Origin of the sequence: Methylorubrum zatmanii (assembly GCF_014845115.1) — a bacterium.
Classification (GTDB): domain Bacteria; phylum Pseudomonadota; class Alphaproteobacteria; order Rhizobiales; family Beijerinckiaceae; genus Methylobacterium; species Methylobacterium zatmanii.
In genome coordinates this window covers 17,337-32,934 of the sequence record NZ_NKUI01000062.1, presented here as the reverse complement: position 1 = coordinate 32,934, position 15,598 = coordinate 17,337, and the positions used below count along the sequence as shown (strand labels likewise).

Below are 15,598 nucleotides of genomic sequence, written 5' to 3'. Positions count from 1 at the left end.
CACCGGCGCGCCGGTGACGGTCGAGACCGCCGAGACCGCCATCCGTGACCTCGTGAAGAACCGCGAGCCGAAGCGGGTGAAGATCGAGGACATCCAGAAGCTGGTGGCCTCCCGCTACAACGTCTCCCGCTCGGACATCCTGTCGGAGCGGCGTACCGCCGCCGTGGTGAAGCCCCGCCAGATCGCCATGTACCTGTCGAAGGTGCTGACCCTGCGTTCCCTGCCCGAGATCGGCCGACGCTTCGGCGGGCGCGACCACACCACCGTGTTGCACGCGGTGCGCAAGATCGAGAAGCAGATCGGTGAGGACGCGGTGCTCGGTGACGAGGTCGAGCTGCTGAAGCGGATGCTTCAGGACTGAGGCTCGGGAAGCCGGGCCGGGATCGCCTTGGCCCGGCGCGGTTTCGATCCGCGTCGGGCCGTTCCTGTCTCGGAGGGGCGGGACAGGGCGAATCGCGCCCTTGCCTTCGGGGGGGCGCTTCGCCAAGCTGCAAGCGTTGTCCCGCTTCAGAGTGCCTGACAGCGCCCAGTGACGGACCGCCTTCCCTCCGACCGCGACGTCGCGGGGGGCAGGGCCGAGCGACACTCGGTTTCCGGGCCTGGCTCAAGGCGGGCGGGTCGATTGTTCAAGAGACGACGGGTTTTCCGATGAGAGTCACAGTCGAGCGCGCGGCCCTTCTGAGATCGCTCGGCCACGTGCATCGCGTCGTCGAGCGGCGCAACACGATCCCGATTCTGTCGAACGTGCTGCTGCGGACCGGCGAGGATGGCCTGCGCCTGAAGGCGACCGATCTCGACATCGAGGTGACCGAGACGGTTCCGGCCGATGTGCTCGATGCCGGCGCCACCACCGTGCCCGCCCACGTCATCTACGACATCGTGCGCAAGCTGCCCGAGGGCGCGCAGGTCTCGCTCGAGACCTCCGGCGACACGGGCCAGATGACGATCCGGTCCGGCCGGTCGCGCTTCGCGCTGGGGGCCCTGCCCGAGGGCGATTTCCCCGATCTCGCCGCAGGTGAGCTGCCGCATTCCTTCTCGATCGCGGCGGCGGAGCTGAAGCTGCTCATCGAGAAGACCCAGTTCGCGATCTCCACCGAGGAGACGCGCTACTATCTCAACGGCATCTATCTCCACACCGTCGAGGTGGACGGCGCGCTGAAGCTGCGGGCGGTGGCCACCGACGGGCACCGGCTCGCCCGCGTCGAGACGGCCGCCCCCGAGGGTAGCCGCGGCATGCCGGGCATCATCGTGCCGCGCAAGGCCGTCGCCGAGATCCAGAAGCTCGTGGACGACGGTGGCGAGAGCGTTCAGGTCGAACTCTCCCCGGCCAAGATCCGCCTGACCTTCGCCGGGGGTGTGACCCTGATCTCCAAGCTGATCGACGGCACCTTCCCCGATTACCAGCGGGTGATCCCGAGCGGGAACGACAAGCACCTGACGGTGGTGCGCGACGCCTTCGCCAAGGCGGTGGACCGTGTCTCGACCATCTCCTCCGAGCGCGGCCGTGCGGTGAAGCTCGCCATGGCCGACGGCCGGCTCGCCCTCTCGGTGACCAATCCCGATGCCGGGTCCGCGACCGAGGAACTCGACGTCGATTACGAGGCCACTGCCCTCGATATCGGCTTCAACGCCCGCTACCTGCTCGACATCACCGCGCAGCTGGAGGGCGACACTGCCCTGTTCAAGCTCGCCGATCCCGGTTCGCCGACGCTGATCCAGGACCGCGACGGCGCCGCCGCGCTCTACGTGCTGATGCCGATGCGCGTGTGAGTCCGCTTCCGGCGCCCGCCGGATCGGATATATCGCCTGAATGGACACCCTGCCGGGAGGCACGCGCCTCACCCGACTGATCGCCCGCGATTTCCGCAACCATCTCGATCTCGATCTCGCCACGACGCGCCGCTTCGTGGCGCTGATCGGCGAGAACGGCGCGGGCAAGACCAATATCATCGAGGCGGTCTCCCTGTTCTGCCCCGGTCGCGGCCTGCGCCGCGCCGATCTCGCGACCATGGCGCGGGTGGGCGGTCCCGGTGGCTTCGCGGTGTCGGCGACCCTGGACACCCAGGACGCCGAGCACCGCCTCGGCACCGGCTACGAACCGCCGGGCTACGAGAGCCGGGGGACGCGGGTCTGCCGCATCGATGGGGCGCCGGCCCCCTCCCCGGTCGCCTTCTCCGATTTCTTGCGCCTCGTCTGGCTGACGCCGGATTTCGACGGTCTGTTCCGCGGTGCCGCCGGCGACCGCCGCCGCTTCCTCGACCGGCTCGTCCTCGCCGTCGATGCCAGCCACGGCACGCGCGTCTCGGCGATGGAGCGGGCATTGCGCTCGCGCAACCGCCTGCTCGACGAGCGGCCGGACGATGGCCGCTGGCTCGATGCGGTCGAGCGCGAAGTGGCCGAACTCGGCGTTGCCGTGGCGCTTGCCCGGCGGGAGACGGTGGAGCGCCTCGACCGCCTGATCGCCGAGACCCGCGACGATGCCGCGCCTTTTCCCTGGGCCTCGGTCCGGCTCGAAGGGGATCTCGACGACCTCGTCGCGGTCTGGCCGGCGCTGGAGGCGGAGGACCGTTTCCGCCGCGCCCTGGCCCAGGGCCGTCACCGCGACCGGGCGGCGGGCCGCACCCTGATCGGCCCGCAGACCACCGACCTCGTCGTGCGTCACGGCCCCAAGGACGTGCCGGCGGCCACCGCCTCGACCGGCGAGCAGAAGGCCCTGCTGATCGGCCTCGTTCTCGCCCATGCCCGCCTCGTGCGGGCGATGAGCGGGCTCACCCCCCTGATTCTGCTCGACGAGGTCGCGGCCCATCTCGACCCCCGTCGGCGGGGCGGGCTGTTCGATGCCCTCGAGGCGTTGGAGGGACAGGTCTGGATGACAGGCGCCGATCCGGCCCTGTTCGCGGAACTCGAAGGCCGGGCCGATCTGATCGGTGTTGCCGACGGGCGGATCGTGCCGCTGGCCGGGTGATGTCAGGCCATCGTGGTGGCGATGTCGGTCTGCGAGAAGTCGTTGCCGACAAAGAGGAGCGGGAGGTTGCGCAGGCGGGCACAGGCGTAGGCGAAGCAGTCGCCCATGTTCAGCTGGGCCGGATGGCCCCGGCCTTTTCCGAACCGAGCATAAGCCGCGACGGCCGCATGCGCTTCCGCATTCGTGATCGGGACGACAGCGATGCCCGCGATGGACAGGAATTCCCGAACCTGGGCCTCCGAAGCCTCGACGGATTGAGCCCTTCTCCTCGACAGCGCCGCAACGGTCTCGAAGACGGCAAGCGCGGAGGTGACGGGAGACGGCTCCGCGTCGAGGCAGGTCAGCAGCGCGCCGCGCTGCGGCTCGTTGGCCAGGATCGCGACCATCGCCGAGGCGTCGACGAACATCACGGCTCGCCGTTCAGCTCGTCGTAAAATGCCTTGTCCGCCGGAAGGCCTGTCTCGGGCACCGCGTCGATGCGGTCGAGCAACGGACGCAGGCGTTCTGCGAGGGGGATGCGGCTTTCCTGCCGTTCCAACTCGTTGACGAGTGCGATACGGACCGCCTCGGTCTTGCTCACCCGAGTCCGCGATGCCAGCTTCTCGGCGAGGCGGTTCACCTCCTCGCTGCGGATGTTCAGGGGCATCACGGCCTCGCTGTGTAGACACTCGTAAGGTATTGCCTACACGTTGAGCCCGCAAGACGTTCCCGGTTTCCCGCCTTTCGTGCAAGTGCCCCGATGACAGCTCGCCTCGACGAGGCCCGCGCCGCGCTGAAAAAGACCTTCGGCTACGACGATTTCCGTCCCGGACAGGACGAGGTGATCGGTGCGGTGCTCGACGGAACCGACGTGTTCGCGGTGATGCCCACCGGCTCCGGCAAGTCGATGACCTACCAATTGCCGGCCCTGGTCGATGCCGGGCTCACAGTCGTGGTCTCGCCGCTGATCGCGCTGATGCACGATCAGGTGCAGCAGATGCACGCCTTCGGCATCGAGGCCGCCACCCTCAATTCGACGGTGGCCGAGGCGACCTCGCGGGAGACGTGGCGCAAGATCCGTTCGGGCGACCTGCGGTTGCTGTTCGTCTCGCCGGAACGGCTGCTGATGGACGGCTGCATGGACGCCCTGCGCGGAGCCGGCGTGCGGCGGCTCGCCGTCGACGAGGCGCATTGCGTCTCGCAATGGGGGCACGATTTCCGCCCGGAATATCGCGAGATCGCCCGCGCCCGCGAGGCTTTGGGCAACGTCCAGACCCTGGCGCTGACCGCCACCGCCGACGCCGCCACCCGCGCCGAGATCGCCGAGCGGCTGTTCCCGGCGGGGCGTCCGCCCAGAACCTTCGTCCATTCCTTCGACCGGCCGAACATCCGCCTGACTTTCCAGCCGAAGGACAACCCGACCCGTCAGCTGGAACGATTCCTGCGCAACCGCCGGGCGGAGAGCGGCATCATCTATTGCTCGTCGCGCAAGCGGGTGGAGCAACTGGCGGACAGCCTCAAGGCCGATGGCTTCAATGCCCTGCCCTACCATGCCGGGCTCGACCAGGGTACGCGGGCGAGGAATCAGGACACCTTCCTGCAGGAGGACGGGGTGGTGATGACCGCCACCGTGGCCTTCGGCATGGGCATCAACAAGCCGGATGTGCGCTTCGTCTGCCATGCCGACATGCCGACCAATATCGAGGGCTATTATCAGGAGATCGGGCGCGCCGGCCGTGACGGGCTGCCCTCGGACACCCTGACCCTCTACGGCCTCGACGACATGGCGCTGCGCCGTCGCCAGATCGACGAGAAAGAGATCTCGGAGGAGCGGCGCCGGGTCGAGCGGCGCAAGCTCGAAGCGATGATCGCTCTGTGCGAAGGGGCCGCCTGCCGGCGCCAGTCGCTGCTCGGCTATTTCGGCGAGGCGAGCGAGCGGTGCGGCCGCTGCGACCTGTGCCGGGGCGGCGTCTCCCTCATCGACGGCACCGTGGCGGCGCAGAAGCTCCTCTCCGCCATCGTGCGCACCGGCCAGCGCTTCGGCGCGGCCTATGTCTGCGACGTGGTCCACGGCAAGGAGAGCGAGCCGATCCGCCGCAATGGACACGCCGCGCTGAAGACCTTCGGCGTCGGGGCCGACAAGCCGGTCGCGGCCTGGCGGGCCCTGCTGCGCCAGCTCTTCGCCGCCGGGGCGGTGGCCGAGAACACCGATGGCTATGGCGGGCTCGTCATGACCGAGAAGGGCGAGGCGATCCTGTTCGGCCGGGAGAGGATCGAGGTGCGGCCCGATCCCGAGCCGAAAAAGGCCGAGCCGCGAAGCCGCAAGGCCACCCGGTCCGAGGACGACACGGCGGGCCTGAGCGAGGCCGACGAGGCCCTGTTCCAGCATCTGCGCGGCCTGCGCGCCACCATCGCCCGGGCCGAGGGCATCGCCGCCTTCATGGTCTTCCCCGACCGCACCCTGATCGAGATGGCGCGATCCAAGCCGGTCGATCTCTGGGCGCTCCGCTCGGTCCACGGCGTCGGCGAGCGAAAGCGCGAGGCCTACGGCGAACGCTTCACCGACGCGATCCGCGAGTTCCTGGACGACGCCAAGCGGACGGGCTGAGACGGGAACCGCTTGATTGAAGCGGATCCCGTCTCAGCAAGCCCGCGCGGCGCCTGAGCGAAGCCCAGATCCGGCATCCCGAAGGGATCAAACGGATCTGGTACGAGACCTCGTCTCACCCGAAACGGCGATCCAGCCGAACGAATCGCGACCTCGCGCCGCGGCGCGCCCCCTTTGCCAGGCAAGGGTTATCCCCATATTGTCCACAGATAGAACATAACGCGAACATCCGCCGCTCGAACGCGGAGAATGCAGTTCCGGTCACCGGCCCGGCTCCATCGTCAGGGACGCATCATGAGAACAGCCGACAAGCAGATCGCCGACATCCTCGTGCGCTACGGCGAGCCCTTCGCGGGCAATGTGTGGCGCGTGCAGGGCACCGCCGTGATCTACCACAAGACCCTGGAGCGGATCGCCGCGCATACGCAGATCCGGTTCGATCCGCCGACCCTGCTGCGCAGCGAGCGCGACGAGGCGGTGATCCTCGTCACCGGCCGCATGCCGGGTGAGAAGGCCGGCGAGGAGCGGGTCGAGTGGTCGATCGGCGAGGCGCTGGTGAACGTGAACTACCGCGTGTCCGGCCGGCAGGCGGCCTATGTCTACGCCATGGCCGAGAAGCGGGCGAAGGACCGGGTGATCCTCAAGCTGATCGAGCTGCACGGCCTCGTCTATTCCGAGGAGGAGGCGGACGAGTTCCGCCAGAATCAGCCCATGGCGATCCGCGCCGTGGACGAGGATTTCGATGCGCCTCCGGCCTTCGACGAGGTGACCGAGCAGGAGGCCGACCTGAAGCGCCTGATCGACGAGGCGGCCTCGATCAACGCGGTCACCGACCTGATGCTCGACGAGCGGACGCAAGCCATCCTCAATTCCATGCCGAACGGCACCCGCGAGGAGGTGCGCGACTATGCCAAGGCGCGGCTGCGGGCGCTCGGCTGGCCGCCGGCCAAGAAGGCCGGCCGCGGCAGCCGGGCGGCGTGAGGAGGTCCGAAGGGTAGGCCCTTCGGCGGTGGGCAAGGGCGAAGCCCCGGCCTTCACCAGGGCTCCGCCCCGGACCCGCGAAAGGTCTCGACCGTTCGAAACCATGATGGGGGGAGGGGATGAACGCGCCGGTCCGGCCACCCGGTCTCGACATGCTCGCCGGCTCGGTCGAGCGGGTCACCTTCCACAGCGCCGAGACGGGTTTCTGCGTCCTCAAGGTCCATGCCCGTGGCCGGCGTGACCTCGTCCCGGTGGTGGGACATGCGCCGGCCATCGCCGCGGGCGAGTGGCTGACGGCCTCGGGCCGCTGGGTGGCCGACCGGGAGCACGGCCTCCAGTTCCGCGCGGAGACGCTTCAGGTCACGCCGCCCACCGGCATTGAGGGCATCGCGCGCTATCTCGCCTCGGGCCAGATGCGCGGCATCGGCCCGGCCATGGCCAAGCGCATCGTCGCCACCTTCGGCGAGGCGGTGTTCGAGATCATCGAGGCCGAACCCGCGCGGCTCACGGAGGTCGAGGGGATCGGTCCGAAGCGCGCCGCCCGCATCGTCAAGGGCTGGGCCGAACAGAAGGCGGTGCGGGAGATCATGATCTTCCTCCATGCCCACGGCGTCGGCACCGCCCGGGCGACCCGCATCTTCCGCACCTATGGCCACGATTCGCTGTCGGTCATGACGGAGGATCCCTATCGCCTCGCCCGCGACATCCGCGGCATCGGCTTTCGCACCGCCGATGCCATCGCCCTGCGCCTCGGCCTCGCCCGCGCCGCGCCGCAGCGCTTGGCCGCCGGCATCAGCTACGCGCTTCAAAGCGCGATGGACGAGGGCCATTGCGGCCTGCCGATCGAGGCCCTGGTGCGGCTCGCCTCGAATCTCCTCGACGTTTCCCCCGACCTGGTCCGGGTCGCCGCGGCCCTGTGCCTGCGGGAGGGGCGCGAGGTGATGGCCGATACCCTGCGCGGTGAGCCCTGCCTGTTCCTGAAGGGATTGCATGGGGCCGAGCGGGCCATCGCCCAGCGGCTCCTCGACCGCGCCGCCGGCACACCGCCCTGGCCCGAGATCGATTTCGCCCTCGCCCGCCCCTGGGTCGAGGCGAGGACGGGCAAGGCGCTGTCCGAATCCCAGGCAGACGCGATCCGCCTCGCCCTGCGGACGCGCCTCTGCATCCTCACCGGCGGCCCCGGGGTCGGCAAGACCAGCACCCTCGACGCGATCCTGCGCATTCTCACCGCGAAGGGGGGGCGGGTGCTGCTCGCCGCGCCGACGGGGCGCGCGGCCAAGCGCATGGCGGAACAGACCGGCCTGGAGGCGCGCACCCTCCATCGGCTGCTGGAGATCGACCCGCGCAACGGCGGCTTTCAGCGCGGCGAGGACAACCCGCTCGATTGCGACCTCCTGATCATCGACGAAACCTCGATGGTCGACGTGCCGCTGATGAACGCGGTGCTCAAGGCGGTGCCGGAGCGGGCCGGGCTGATCCTGGTCGGCGATGTCGATCAGCTTCCCTCCGTCGGACCCGGACAGGTGCTGGCCGACCTGATCGCCTCGGGCCGGCTCCCGGTGGCGCGGCTCACCGAGATCTTTCGCCAGGCGGCGGAGAGCCGGATCGTGGTCAACGCCCACAGCATCAATACCGGCCGCATGCCGGCCGGCGCGCCGAAGGGGGAGGAGAGCGATTTCTACCTCGTGGAGATCGACGAGGCCGAGGAGGGCGTGGGCACGCTGATCGAACTCGTGACCCGCCGCATCCCGCGCCGTTTCGGCCTCGATCCGATCCGCGACATCCAGGTGCTGACGCCGATGATCCGTGGCTCGCTGGGCAGCCGCAACCTCAACAACGCCCTGCAGCGGGAGCTGAACCCGTCGCCCCCGATGGAGGTGGAGCGCTTCGGCTGGCGCTTCGCCCCCGGTGACCGGGTGATGGAGACCCGCAACGATTACGACCGCGACGTGTTCAACGGCGATCTCGGCACGGTCAGCGCCATCGATCCGGACGAGGAGACCCTCACCGTCGATTTCGACGGCCGCCCGGTCGACTACCCCTTCGGTGAGCTCGACACCCTGGTGCCGGCCTTCGCCAAGACGATCCACAAGGCGCAGGGGTCGGAATACCCGGCGGTGGTGATTCCCGTGGTGACGCAGCACCGCACCATGCTCGCGCGCAACCTGCTCTATACGGGGGTGACGCGGGGGCGGCGCCTCGTGGTGCTGGTCGGGCAGCGCCGGGCGATCCAGATGGCGATCCGCGAGGGCGCATCGCGGCGCCGATGGACCAAGCTGCGGGAATGGCTGGAGGCGGGCTGAGCCCAACAGGTGCTGCCTGTCACGTGTTTGCCCTCGCCGGGCCCCCGCCGCATCGTGTAGGCAGCGGGCGAACGGGCGACTCGCTCAGATCGCCCTGCCCTCTTCCCAGCACGGCGGTCCGCCATTTCCCAGTCCGACGAGAGCGCCCCGGTGCGGCAGGTGTTCTACCTGCCCGGCTTCGATCCCCGCGAGCCCGAGACCTATTGGGGCCTGTTCCGCCGCGAGAGCCGCATCACGGCGCAGCGGCGCGGGATGACCATCGAGGTCGGCGAGCCGGTCCGCTCCGCCGACGGCATCAGCCTCGACTGGGACGTCCGCAGCCAGTCCGGCGGTGCGTCCATGCGCCTGCGCTACTCTCTGCTGCGTTGGGACGATATCGTCCGCGCCCGCTTCCCCCGCTCCAACCTGCGCCGGCTCGCGAGCCTGCCCGGCCTGTGGTGGCGGCTCTGGCGTTCCGGCTACCTGAAGACGTTCCGGCGCGAGGCGCGGCGCTTCCACCGGGTCATCGTCAGCGTCCACCAGTTCTATCTGGCCTTCGTCCTGCTGAGCCTCGCCCTCGCCGTCGCGGCGGTGACGCTGACACCGGCTTCGGCCCTGCCGATCCTCGCCAAGGCGGCGCTGGTGCCGCTTCTCGCCTACGCGATCCTTGCCGCGATCACCCGTCTCACCCGGGGCAAGCCGCTCTACGTCACCCATCTCGTCGACGACACCGCCTTCACCCACGACCACGCGTCGGGTCGCGAGCGGGCGATGCGCGAGCGTCTCGGACCCTGGGGCGAGCGTATCCGCGCCGCCGAGGGCCATGCCTCCGAGATCGTGGTGATCGGCCATTCCTCCTCAAGTTTCCTCGCGCTCGAAACCCTCGACCGCATCCTGGCCGCCGATCCCGATTTCGGGCGGCGCGGCACGCCGGTGACCCTGGTGACCATCGGCAGCGTCATTCCCTGGATCACCCTCGATCCGCTCGCGGAGGATGCCCGCGCCGCCCTCGCCCGGATCGGCCGTGAGACCTCCATCGGCTGGCTCGACATCCGCGCGAGCTGGGACTGGCTGTCGATCCACCTGCGCGATCCGGTGAGCGCCTCGCGCCTGCCGCCCGCGCCGCGCGGACGCTTCGCGGTGATGCGGGTGGAGATCGAGGATCTGATCGAGCCCGCTCTTGTCGCCCGGCTGCGCTGGAATCTGTTCCGCATGCATTTCCAGCTGCTGATGTCGAGCCGGGATTCGCAGGCCTTCGATTACATCGCCTTCGTCGCTGGACCGGAGCCGGTTCATGCCGGCGTCGAGCTTTGCCGGATAGGTCGCATCGAGGCGGCGGACGAAAATTTTGAATAGAAAAACCGCAACCCGATGGTGCACAATCCTGTCGCGACCGGGCCGGCCCTTTGCAGCGGCGGTTGATCGCACTAGAGCGATGCACAAAGTCTGTTCGCGCCACGTCGGGGCGAGCAGCCCGTCATGGAGTGGCCCGGTGCGGGCTCGGCCGGATGGCGGCAACGGTTTGAGACAGGGCTTCGGATGTTTCGCAACAATGTTCCGATCACCCCCGAGCTGGTGCGCCAGCACGGCCTGACCCCCGATGAGTATGAGCGCTTCCGCGCGCTCGTCGGGCGCGAGCCGACGCTGACCGAGCTCGGCATCGTCTCGGCGATGTGGAACGAGCATTGCTCCTACAAGTCGTCCCGCAAGCATCTGCGCGGCCTGCCGACCTCGGCGCCGTGGGTGATCCAGGGCCCGGGCGAGAATGCCGGCGTGATCGATATCGGCGACGGGCTGGCCTGCGTCTTCAAGATGGAGAGCCACAACCATCCGAGCTTCATCGAGCCCTATCAGGGCGCGGCAACCGGCGTCGGCGGCATCCTGCGCGACGTCTTCACCATGGGCGCGCGGCCGATCGCGGCCCTCAACGCCCTCCGCTTCGGCTCGCCGGATCACCCCCGCACCCGCCACCTCGTCTCGGGCGTCGTCGCGGGCGTCGGCGGCTACGGCAATTCCTTCGGCGTGCCGACGGTCGGCGGGCTCGTGGGCTTCCACAAGCGCTACGACGGCAACATCCTCGTCAACGCCATGGCGGTCGGCCTCGCGCGAACCGACGCGATCTTCTACGCGGCCGCCACCGGCGTCGGGAATCCGATCGTCTATCTCGGCTCCAAGACCGGTCGCGACGGCATCCACGGCGCCACCATGGCCTCCGCCGAGTTCGACGAGGCCAGCGAGTCGAAGCGCCCGACCGTGCAGGTCGGCGATCCCTTCGCGGAGAAGCTGCTGCTCGAAGCCTGCCTGGAGCTGATGGCCTCCGGTGCCGTGATCGCGATCCAGGACATGGGCGCAGCGGGTCTCACCTGCTCGGCGGTCGAGATGGGCGCCAAGGGCGATCTCGGCGTGGAGCTGCACCTCGAGAACGTTCCGACCCGCGAAGAGGGTATGACCCCCTACGAGATGATGCTGTCGGAGAGCCAGGAGCGCATGCTCATGGTGCTCAAGCCCGGCATGGAGGCCGAGGCCGAGGCGATCTTCGTGAAATGGGGGCTCGACTTCGCCGTCATCGGCCACACCACCGACACGCTGCGCTTCGTCATCAAGCACAACGGCGAGACCGTCGCCGACCTGCCGATCAAGGAACTCGGCGACGAGGCGCCGCTCTACGACCGGCCCCACATCGCCAACACCCACCAGCCGGTCATCGCGCCGGACAGCGTCCCAGCGAGCCTCCCCAACGCGCAGGCCCTGAAGCAGCTGATCGGCTCGCCGGAGCTGGCCTCGAAGCGCTGGGTCTACGAGCAGTACGACCACTTCATCCTCGGCAACACCGTACAGAAGCCGGGCGGCGACGCCGCCATCGTGCGGGTCGAGGAGGGGCCGAAGGGCCTTGCGCTCACCACCGACGTGACGCCGCGCTACTGCGAGGCCGATCCGGTCGAGGGCGGGCGGCAGGCGGTGGCGGAGGCGTGGCGCAACATCACCGCCGTCGGCGGGCGCCCGCTGGCGATCACCGACAACCTCAATTTCGGCAATCCGGAGAAGCCCGAGGTGATGGGCCAGCTCGTCGGCTGCCTGAAGGGCATCGGCGAGGCCTGCACCGCCCTCGATTTCCCGGTCGTGTCCGGCAATGTCTCGCTCTACAACGAGACCAACGGCGTCGGCATCCTGCCGACCCCGAGCATCGGCGGCGTCGGCGTGCTCGACGATGTCGAGCGGCACGCCACCGTTTCCCTCAAGCGGGAGGGCGACGTGCTGGTGCTGATCGGGCGTACCGAGGGCTGGCTCGGCCAATCGCTCTACCTGGCCGAGATCGCCGGCCGCGAAGAGGGCGCGCCGCCGCCGGTCGATCTCGCCACCGAGCGCCGGAACGGCGACTTCGTGCGCAGCCTGATCGTCTCCGGCATCGCCGACACGGTTCACGACCTCTCCGATGGCGGCCTCGCCGTGGCGCTCGCCGAGATGGCGATGGCCGGTGGCCTCGGCGCGGCCCTGCCGGCGGTGCCGGGCGACCTGCCGGCCCATGCCTATCTGTTCGGCGAGGACCAGGGCCGCTACCTGATCGCGGTTCCGGCGGAAGCTGCGGCGGACCTGCTCTACAGCGCCTCGGCCCAGGGCATCGACGCGGCCACCGTCGGCATCGTCGGTGGGGACAGCTTGGTGCTGCCGGGCGACGAGACCATATCGGTGGCCGAGCTGAAGGCCGCGCATGAGGGCTGGTTCCCGGCCTACATGGCGAGCCAGCCCTCCGCCCCCGCCGCCTGAACCACAACGAAGCGGAGAATTTCCGATGCCGATGGATGCGCGCGAGATCGAGTCGATGATCCGCGAGGCGCTGCCCGACGCCCAGGTCGAGATCAAGGATCTGGCCGGCGACGGCGACCATTACGCCGCGACCGTGATCTCCTCCGCCTTCAAGGGCAAGACCCGTGTGGCCCAGCACCAGATGGTATACGGCGCGCTTCAGGGACGGATGGGGGGCGTGCTCCACGCCCTTGCGCTGACGACAGGGGTTCCTCAGGATTGAGGCGACCTTGAAATCCGCCGAACAGGCCTGACTTCAGACACGACCGAGCAACGAGGACCGCGCGATGAGCGACATCAACACCACGATCAAGAACGAGATCGATTCGCAGGACGTGGTCGTATTCATGAAGGGCACGCCGCAATTCCCGATGTGCGGCTTCTCGGGCCAGGTCGTCCAGATTCTCAACTACCTCGGCGTGCCGTTCAAGGGCGTGAACGTGCTCGACGACATGGCGATCCGTGAGGGCATCAAGGCCTTCTCCAACTGGCCGACCATCCCGCAGATCTACGTGAAGGGTGAGTTCGTCGGCGGCTGCGACATCGCCCGCGAGATGTTCCAGTCCGGCGAGCTGCAGCAATTCCTGTCCGAGAAGGGCGTGCCGGTCAAAAGCGCCGCCTGAAGACCGAGCATCCCGGGAAACCATCTCCCGGGACATGCGCTTGTCCCCCCGGCGAGACCGCCGGGAGGAACGGGATGCATGACGTGATCATCGTGGGCGGCGGCCCGGCCGGGCTCAACGCCGCCCTGATCCTCGGCCGCGCCCGCCGCCGGGTTCTGCTCTGCGACGCGGGCAACCCGCGCAACGCCGCGACGCCCCGGACCTGGGGCCTGTTCACCCGCGACGGCACGCCGCCCTTCGATCTGAGGGATCGGGGCCGCGCCGACCTCGCCCGCTACGACACGGTCGAATGCCGCGACGTCGGTGTCGCCGAGGCGCATCGCGACCCGGACGGATTCACCATCGTGCAGGAGGATGGCCGGCGGGAGCGGGCACGGCGCCTGATCCTGGCGACCGGCCTCGCCCAGGACATCCCCGAGATCGAGGGCTTCGACACCTACTGGGGCACGGGTGTGCATTCTTGCCCCTATTGCGACGGCTTCGAAGTCCGTGACCGTCCGCTCGTCGTCTACGGCCACGGGCATGGCGGCTGCGGCCTCGCCCTCGAATTGACCGGGTGGAGCGGGGACGTCACCCTTTGCACGAACGGCGAGGATGGCGACCTCTCGGATAAGGATCGTGACCGGCTCGCCCGCAATGGCGTCCGCATCGTCGAGACGGCGATTGCGCGGCTCGAAGGGGACGAGGCCCGACCGACCTGCCTTCGTTTCCGGGACGGCACCGAGATCGCTTGCGCCGCCCTGTTCCTGATGCCGTTTGCCTGCAGCCCCTCCCCGCTCATCGCGCAACTCGGCTGTGAACTCGACGAGACCCGAAGCGTGGTGCCGACCCGCGAATACGAGAAGACCAACGTGCCCGGCCTCTACGTGGCGGGCGATGCCTCGCGCCGGGTGCAGTTCGCCGTCGTGGCCGCCGCCGAGGGCGCGATGGCGGCCTTCGCCATCAATGCCGAGTTCGTCGCCGAGGCGACGCGCTGAGAACGCGCGCCCCGTCGTGACAAAGCTCCGGTCCGGCGCGTTGGGAGGGCAGAGGCCACGGGCCTCGTTCCCTGTCCGATCCCGGAGTGACGATGACCCCACCCGTGCATCCCCACACGCCGCGCGTGGCCGTCGCCTGCGGCTGTGCCCTCGGCGAAGAAGTCGTCTGGGATGCCCGCGACGGATCGCTGATCTGGGTCGATATCGAGAATCCGGCGATCTGGCGCCACTGGCCGGAGATCGGCGAAACCACCCGGCTGGCGCTCGACGAGAAGATCGGCTTTGCCCTGCCGACATCGGATCCCGACCGCGTGGTCGCCGGCTTCCGATCCGGCGTGGCCCTGTTCCGGCTATCGGATGGCACGCGTTCGCCGCTGGCGCGTCCCGCCGATCACCCTGCCCGGAACCGCCTCAACAGCGGCAGTATCGGGCCGGACGGCCGGCTCTATTTCAGCAGCATGGACGACGCGGAAGAGGAGGCGACGGGCAGCTTCCACCGCTGGGACGGCAAACGCGTCGAAACTTTCGGCGGACAAGCGGCTGTCACCAACGGTCCGTTCGTCAGCCCGGACGGTGAGCGGATCTACACCATCGATACGGCGGAGGGCATCGTCCGGGTCCACGACGTCCGGGGCGGCCGCATCGGCGAGCCGCGCCCCCTGATCCGTTTCGAGGGCAGTTGGGGCAAGCCGGATGGATTGACCCTCGATGCCGAGGGACATCTCTGGATCTGCCACTATGGAGCCGGACGCATCACACGATTTACACCCGACGGGCATGTCGAACGGATCTTGCCGATACCGACGCCCCTTGTCACGAAATGTGCGTTCGGCGGGCCTGACCTTTCGACACTCTACATTACGACTTGCCTGCGCGGGCGCGATCCGACCCTCGAACCGATGGCGGGTCATCTTTATCAAGTCGAGACCGAGTTTCGCGGATTTGCGGCCAATCCTTTGGATCTGCCTCAGAATTGAGACTTTACGGGCAGCCCAGATCATGTGCCATCTCGCACTGCACTGGATGCTGCCGCACCGCAAAGATGAAAGCGCGGTTAAGGACGGGCGTTTGGTGGAACTTATCCTCTGAAACCCCGTTCTTCACGAACGGTTGAGCTATCGCTCAGAAGCTGCGGCCCTTCGATGGGCCGGGAGCGGACCATGCCAGTCTTCGACGGGAAGCATCTCACGACTTCGGACGACGGCGAGACGCTTCTCGCCCTGATCCTTCATCCGACGCAGAAAGCGCGCGAGGAGGCCCGTGAGCGTGGCCGGTTGCGGGCTGAGCGGGCGACCAAACTCGCCGAGCTGTCGCCGACGGTGCCGGGGACGACGCTCGCGGCTGTCACACCGCTCGATATCCTCCCCGCGAACTGATTT

The 15,598-nt window shown here is 68.8% G+C and carries 15 protein-coding genes; 13 read left to right on the top strand and 2 right to left on the bottom strand.

The features are described from left to right. From MZTS_RS08810 to recF, 3 genes are all read left to right on the top strand, one after another. On the top strand, nucleotides 1-361 hold a 361-nt coding region (locus MZTS_RS08810; protein WP_281397019.1), incomplete at its 5' end, for a helix-turn-helix domain-containing protein. 287 nt (nucleotides 362-648) lie between these two features. Then, entirely contained in the window at nucleotides 649-1,770 is a 1,122-nt protein-coding gene (dnaN, locus tag MZTS_RS08805; protein ID WP_192283291.1) for a DNA polymerase III subunit beta, read from the top strand. A 40-nt stretch (nucleotides 1,771-1,810) separates the two neighbouring features. Further along, complete coding sequence (gene recF, locus MZTS_RS08800; protein WP_192283289.1) at nucleotides 1,811-2,965, top strand: DNA replication/repair protein RecF; 1,155 nt, start codon at nucleotides 1,811-1,813, stop codon at nucleotides 2,963-2,965. A gap of 2 nt (nucleotides 2,966-2,967) precedes the next feature. Here recF and MZTS_RS08795 read toward each other — a convergent pair whose 3' ends face one another. Both MZTS_RS08795 and MZTS_RS08790 read right to left on the bottom strand, forming a co-directional pair. Further along, complete coding sequence (locus MZTS_RS08795; protein ID WP_192283287.1) at nucleotides 2,968-3,372, bottom strand: type II toxin-antitoxin system VapC family toxin; 405 nt, start codon at nucleotides 3,370-3,372, stop codon at nucleotides 2,968-2,970. Beyond that, nucleotides 3,372-3,611: a type II toxin-antitoxin system VapB family antitoxin gene (locus MZTS_RS08790; protein WP_009863103.1), complete on the bottom strand. Its 240-nt coding sequence runs from the start codon at nucleotides 3,609-3,611 to the stop codon at nucleotides 3,372-3,374. The genes MZTS_RS08795 and MZTS_RS08790 overlap by 1 nt, the downstream gene beginning before the upstream one ends. Nucleotides 3,612-3,704: 93 nt before the next feature. Between MZTS_RS08790 and recQ the strand changes: the two genes are divergently transcribed. The 10 genes from recQ to MZTS_RS08740 all read left to right on the top strand — a co-directional run bounded on the left by recQ (nucleotide 3,705) and on the right by MZTS_RS08740 (nucleotide 15,595). Continuing rightward, the gene (recQ, locus tag MZTS_RS08785; RefSeq protein WP_192283285.1) at nucleotides 3,705-5,552 is read left to right on the top strand and encodes a DNA helicase RecQ; all 1,848 of its coding nucleotides are present in this window, start codon (nucleotides 3,705-3,707) and stop codon (nucleotides 5,550-5,552) included. 294 nt (nucleotides 5,553-5,846) lie between these two features. Continuing rightward, the gene (locus tag MZTS_RS08780; protein ID WP_192283283.1) at nucleotides 5,847-6,533 is read left to right on the top strand and encodes a trna delta -isopentenylpyrophosphate transferase; all 687 of its coding nucleotides are present in this window, start codon (nucleotides 5,847-5,849) and stop codon (nucleotides 6,531-6,533) included. A gap of 119 nt (nucleotides 6,534-6,652) precedes the next feature. After that, complete coding sequence (gene recD2, locus MZTS_RS08775; RefSeq protein WP_192283281.1) at nucleotides 6,653-8,836, top strand: SF1B family DNA helicase RecD2; 2,184 nt, start codon at nucleotides 6,653-6,655, stop codon at nucleotides 8,834-8,836. 150 nt (nucleotides 8,837-8,986) lie between these two features. Further along, nucleotides 8,987-10,171, top strand: a complete 1,185-nt coding sequence (locus MZTS_RS08770; protein ID WP_192283279.1) for a hydrolase — start codon at nucleotides 8,987-8,989, stop codon at nucleotides 10,169-10,171. Nucleotides 10,172-10,354: 183 nt separating this feature from the next. Next, nucleotides 10,355-12,580, top strand: a complete 2,226-nt coding sequence (gene purL / locus MZTS_RS08765) for a phosphoribosylformylglycinamidine synthase subunit PurL (protein ID WP_192283278.1) — start codon at nucleotides 10,355-10,357, stop codon at nucleotides 12,578-12,580. Between the two features lie 25 nt (nucleotides 12,581-12,605). Beyond that, nucleotides 12,606-12,842, top strand: a complete 237-nt coding sequence (locus MZTS_RS08760; protein ID WP_012451972.1) for a BolA family protein — start codon at nucleotides 12,606-12,608, stop codon at nucleotides 12,840-12,842. Nucleotides 12,843-12,906: 64 nt separating this feature from the next. Continuing rightward, nucleotides 12,907-13,242 (top strand): Grx4 family monothiol glutaredoxin, encoded by a 336-nt coding sequence (gene grxD / locus MZTS_RS08755; protein ID WP_192283277.1) that lies wholly within the window; start codon nucleotides 12,907-12,909, stop codon nucleotides 13,240-13,242. Nucleotides 13,243-13,316: 74 nt separating this feature from the next. Continuing rightward, the gene (locus MZTS_RS08750; protein WP_009866699.1) at nucleotides 13,317-14,219 is read left to right on the top strand and encodes an NAD(P)/FAD-dependent oxidoreductase; all 903 of its coding nucleotides are present in this window, start codon (nucleotides 13,317-13,319) and stop codon (nucleotides 14,217-14,219) included. Between the two features lie 92 nt (nucleotides 14,220-14,311). Continuing rightward, nucleotides 14,312-15,196: an SMP-30/gluconolactonase/LRE family protein gene (locus MZTS_RS08745; RefSeq protein ID WP_192283276.1), complete on the top strand. Its 885-nt coding sequence runs from the start codon at nucleotides 14,312-14,314 to the stop codon at nucleotides 15,194-15,196. Nucleotides 15,197-15,379: 183 nt separating this feature from the next. Beyond that, nucleotides 15,380-15,595, top strand: coding sequence for a hypothetical protein (locus MZTS_RS08740; protein ID WP_192283275.1), 216 nt, complete (start codon nucleotides 15,380-15,382; stop codon nucleotides 15,593-15,595). Nucleotides 15,596-15,598: the final 3 nt, after the last annotated feature.

Excerpts from the sequence above, each read along its gene's own strand:
- dnaN (WP_192283291.1), top strand. The coding sequence starts at position 649 with ATGAGAGTCACAGTCGAGCGCGCGGCCCTTCTGAGATCGCTCGGCCAC.
- recF (WP_192283289.1), top strand. The coding sequence starts at position 1,811 with ATGGACACCCTGCCGGGAGGCACGCGCCTCACCCGACTGATCGCCCGC.
- MZTS_RS08795 (WP_192283287.1), bottom strand. The coding sequence starts at position 3,372 with ATGTTCGTCGACGCCTCGGCGATGGTCGCGATCCTGGCCAACGAGCCG.
- MZTS_RS08790 (WP_009863103.1), bottom strand. The coding sequence starts at position 3,611 with ATGCCCCTGAACATCCGCAGCGAGGAGGTGAACCGCCTCGCCGAGAAG.
- recQ (WP_192283285.1), top strand. The coding sequence starts at position 3,705 with ATGACAGCTCGCCTCGACGAGGCCCGCGCCGCGCTGAAAAAGACCTTC.
- MZTS_RS08780 (WP_192283283.1), top strand. The coding sequence starts at position 5,847 with ATGAGAACAGCCGACAAGCAGATCGCCGACATCCTCGTGCGCTACGGC.
- recD2 (WP_192283281.1), top strand. The coding sequence starts at position 6,653 with ATGAACGCGCCGGTCCGGCCACCCGGTCTCGACATGCTCGCCGGCTCG.
- purL (WP_192283278.1), top strand. The coding sequence starts at position 10,355 with ATGTTTCGCAACAATGTTCCGATCACCCCCGAGCTGGTGCGCCAGCAC.
- MZTS_RS08760 (WP_012451972.1), top strand. The coding sequence starts at position 12,606 with ATGCCGATGGATGCGCGCGAGATCGAGTCGATGATCCGCGAGGCGCTG.
- grxD (WP_192283277.1), top strand. The coding sequence starts at position 12,907 with ATGAGCGACATCAACACCACGATCAAGAACGAGATCGATTCGCAGGAC.
- MZTS_RS08750 (WP_009866699.1), top strand. The coding sequence starts at position 13,317 with ATGCATGACGTGATCATCGTGGGCGGCGGCCCGGCCGGGCTCAACGCC.
- MZTS_RS08745 (WP_192283276.1), top strand. The coding sequence starts at position 14,312 with ATGACCCCACCCGTGCATCCCCACACGCCGCGCGTGGCCGTCGCCTGC.
- MZTS_RS08740 (WP_192283275.1), top strand. The coding sequence starts at position 15,380 with ATGCCAGTCTTCGACGGGAAGCATCTCACGACTTCGGACGACGGCGAG.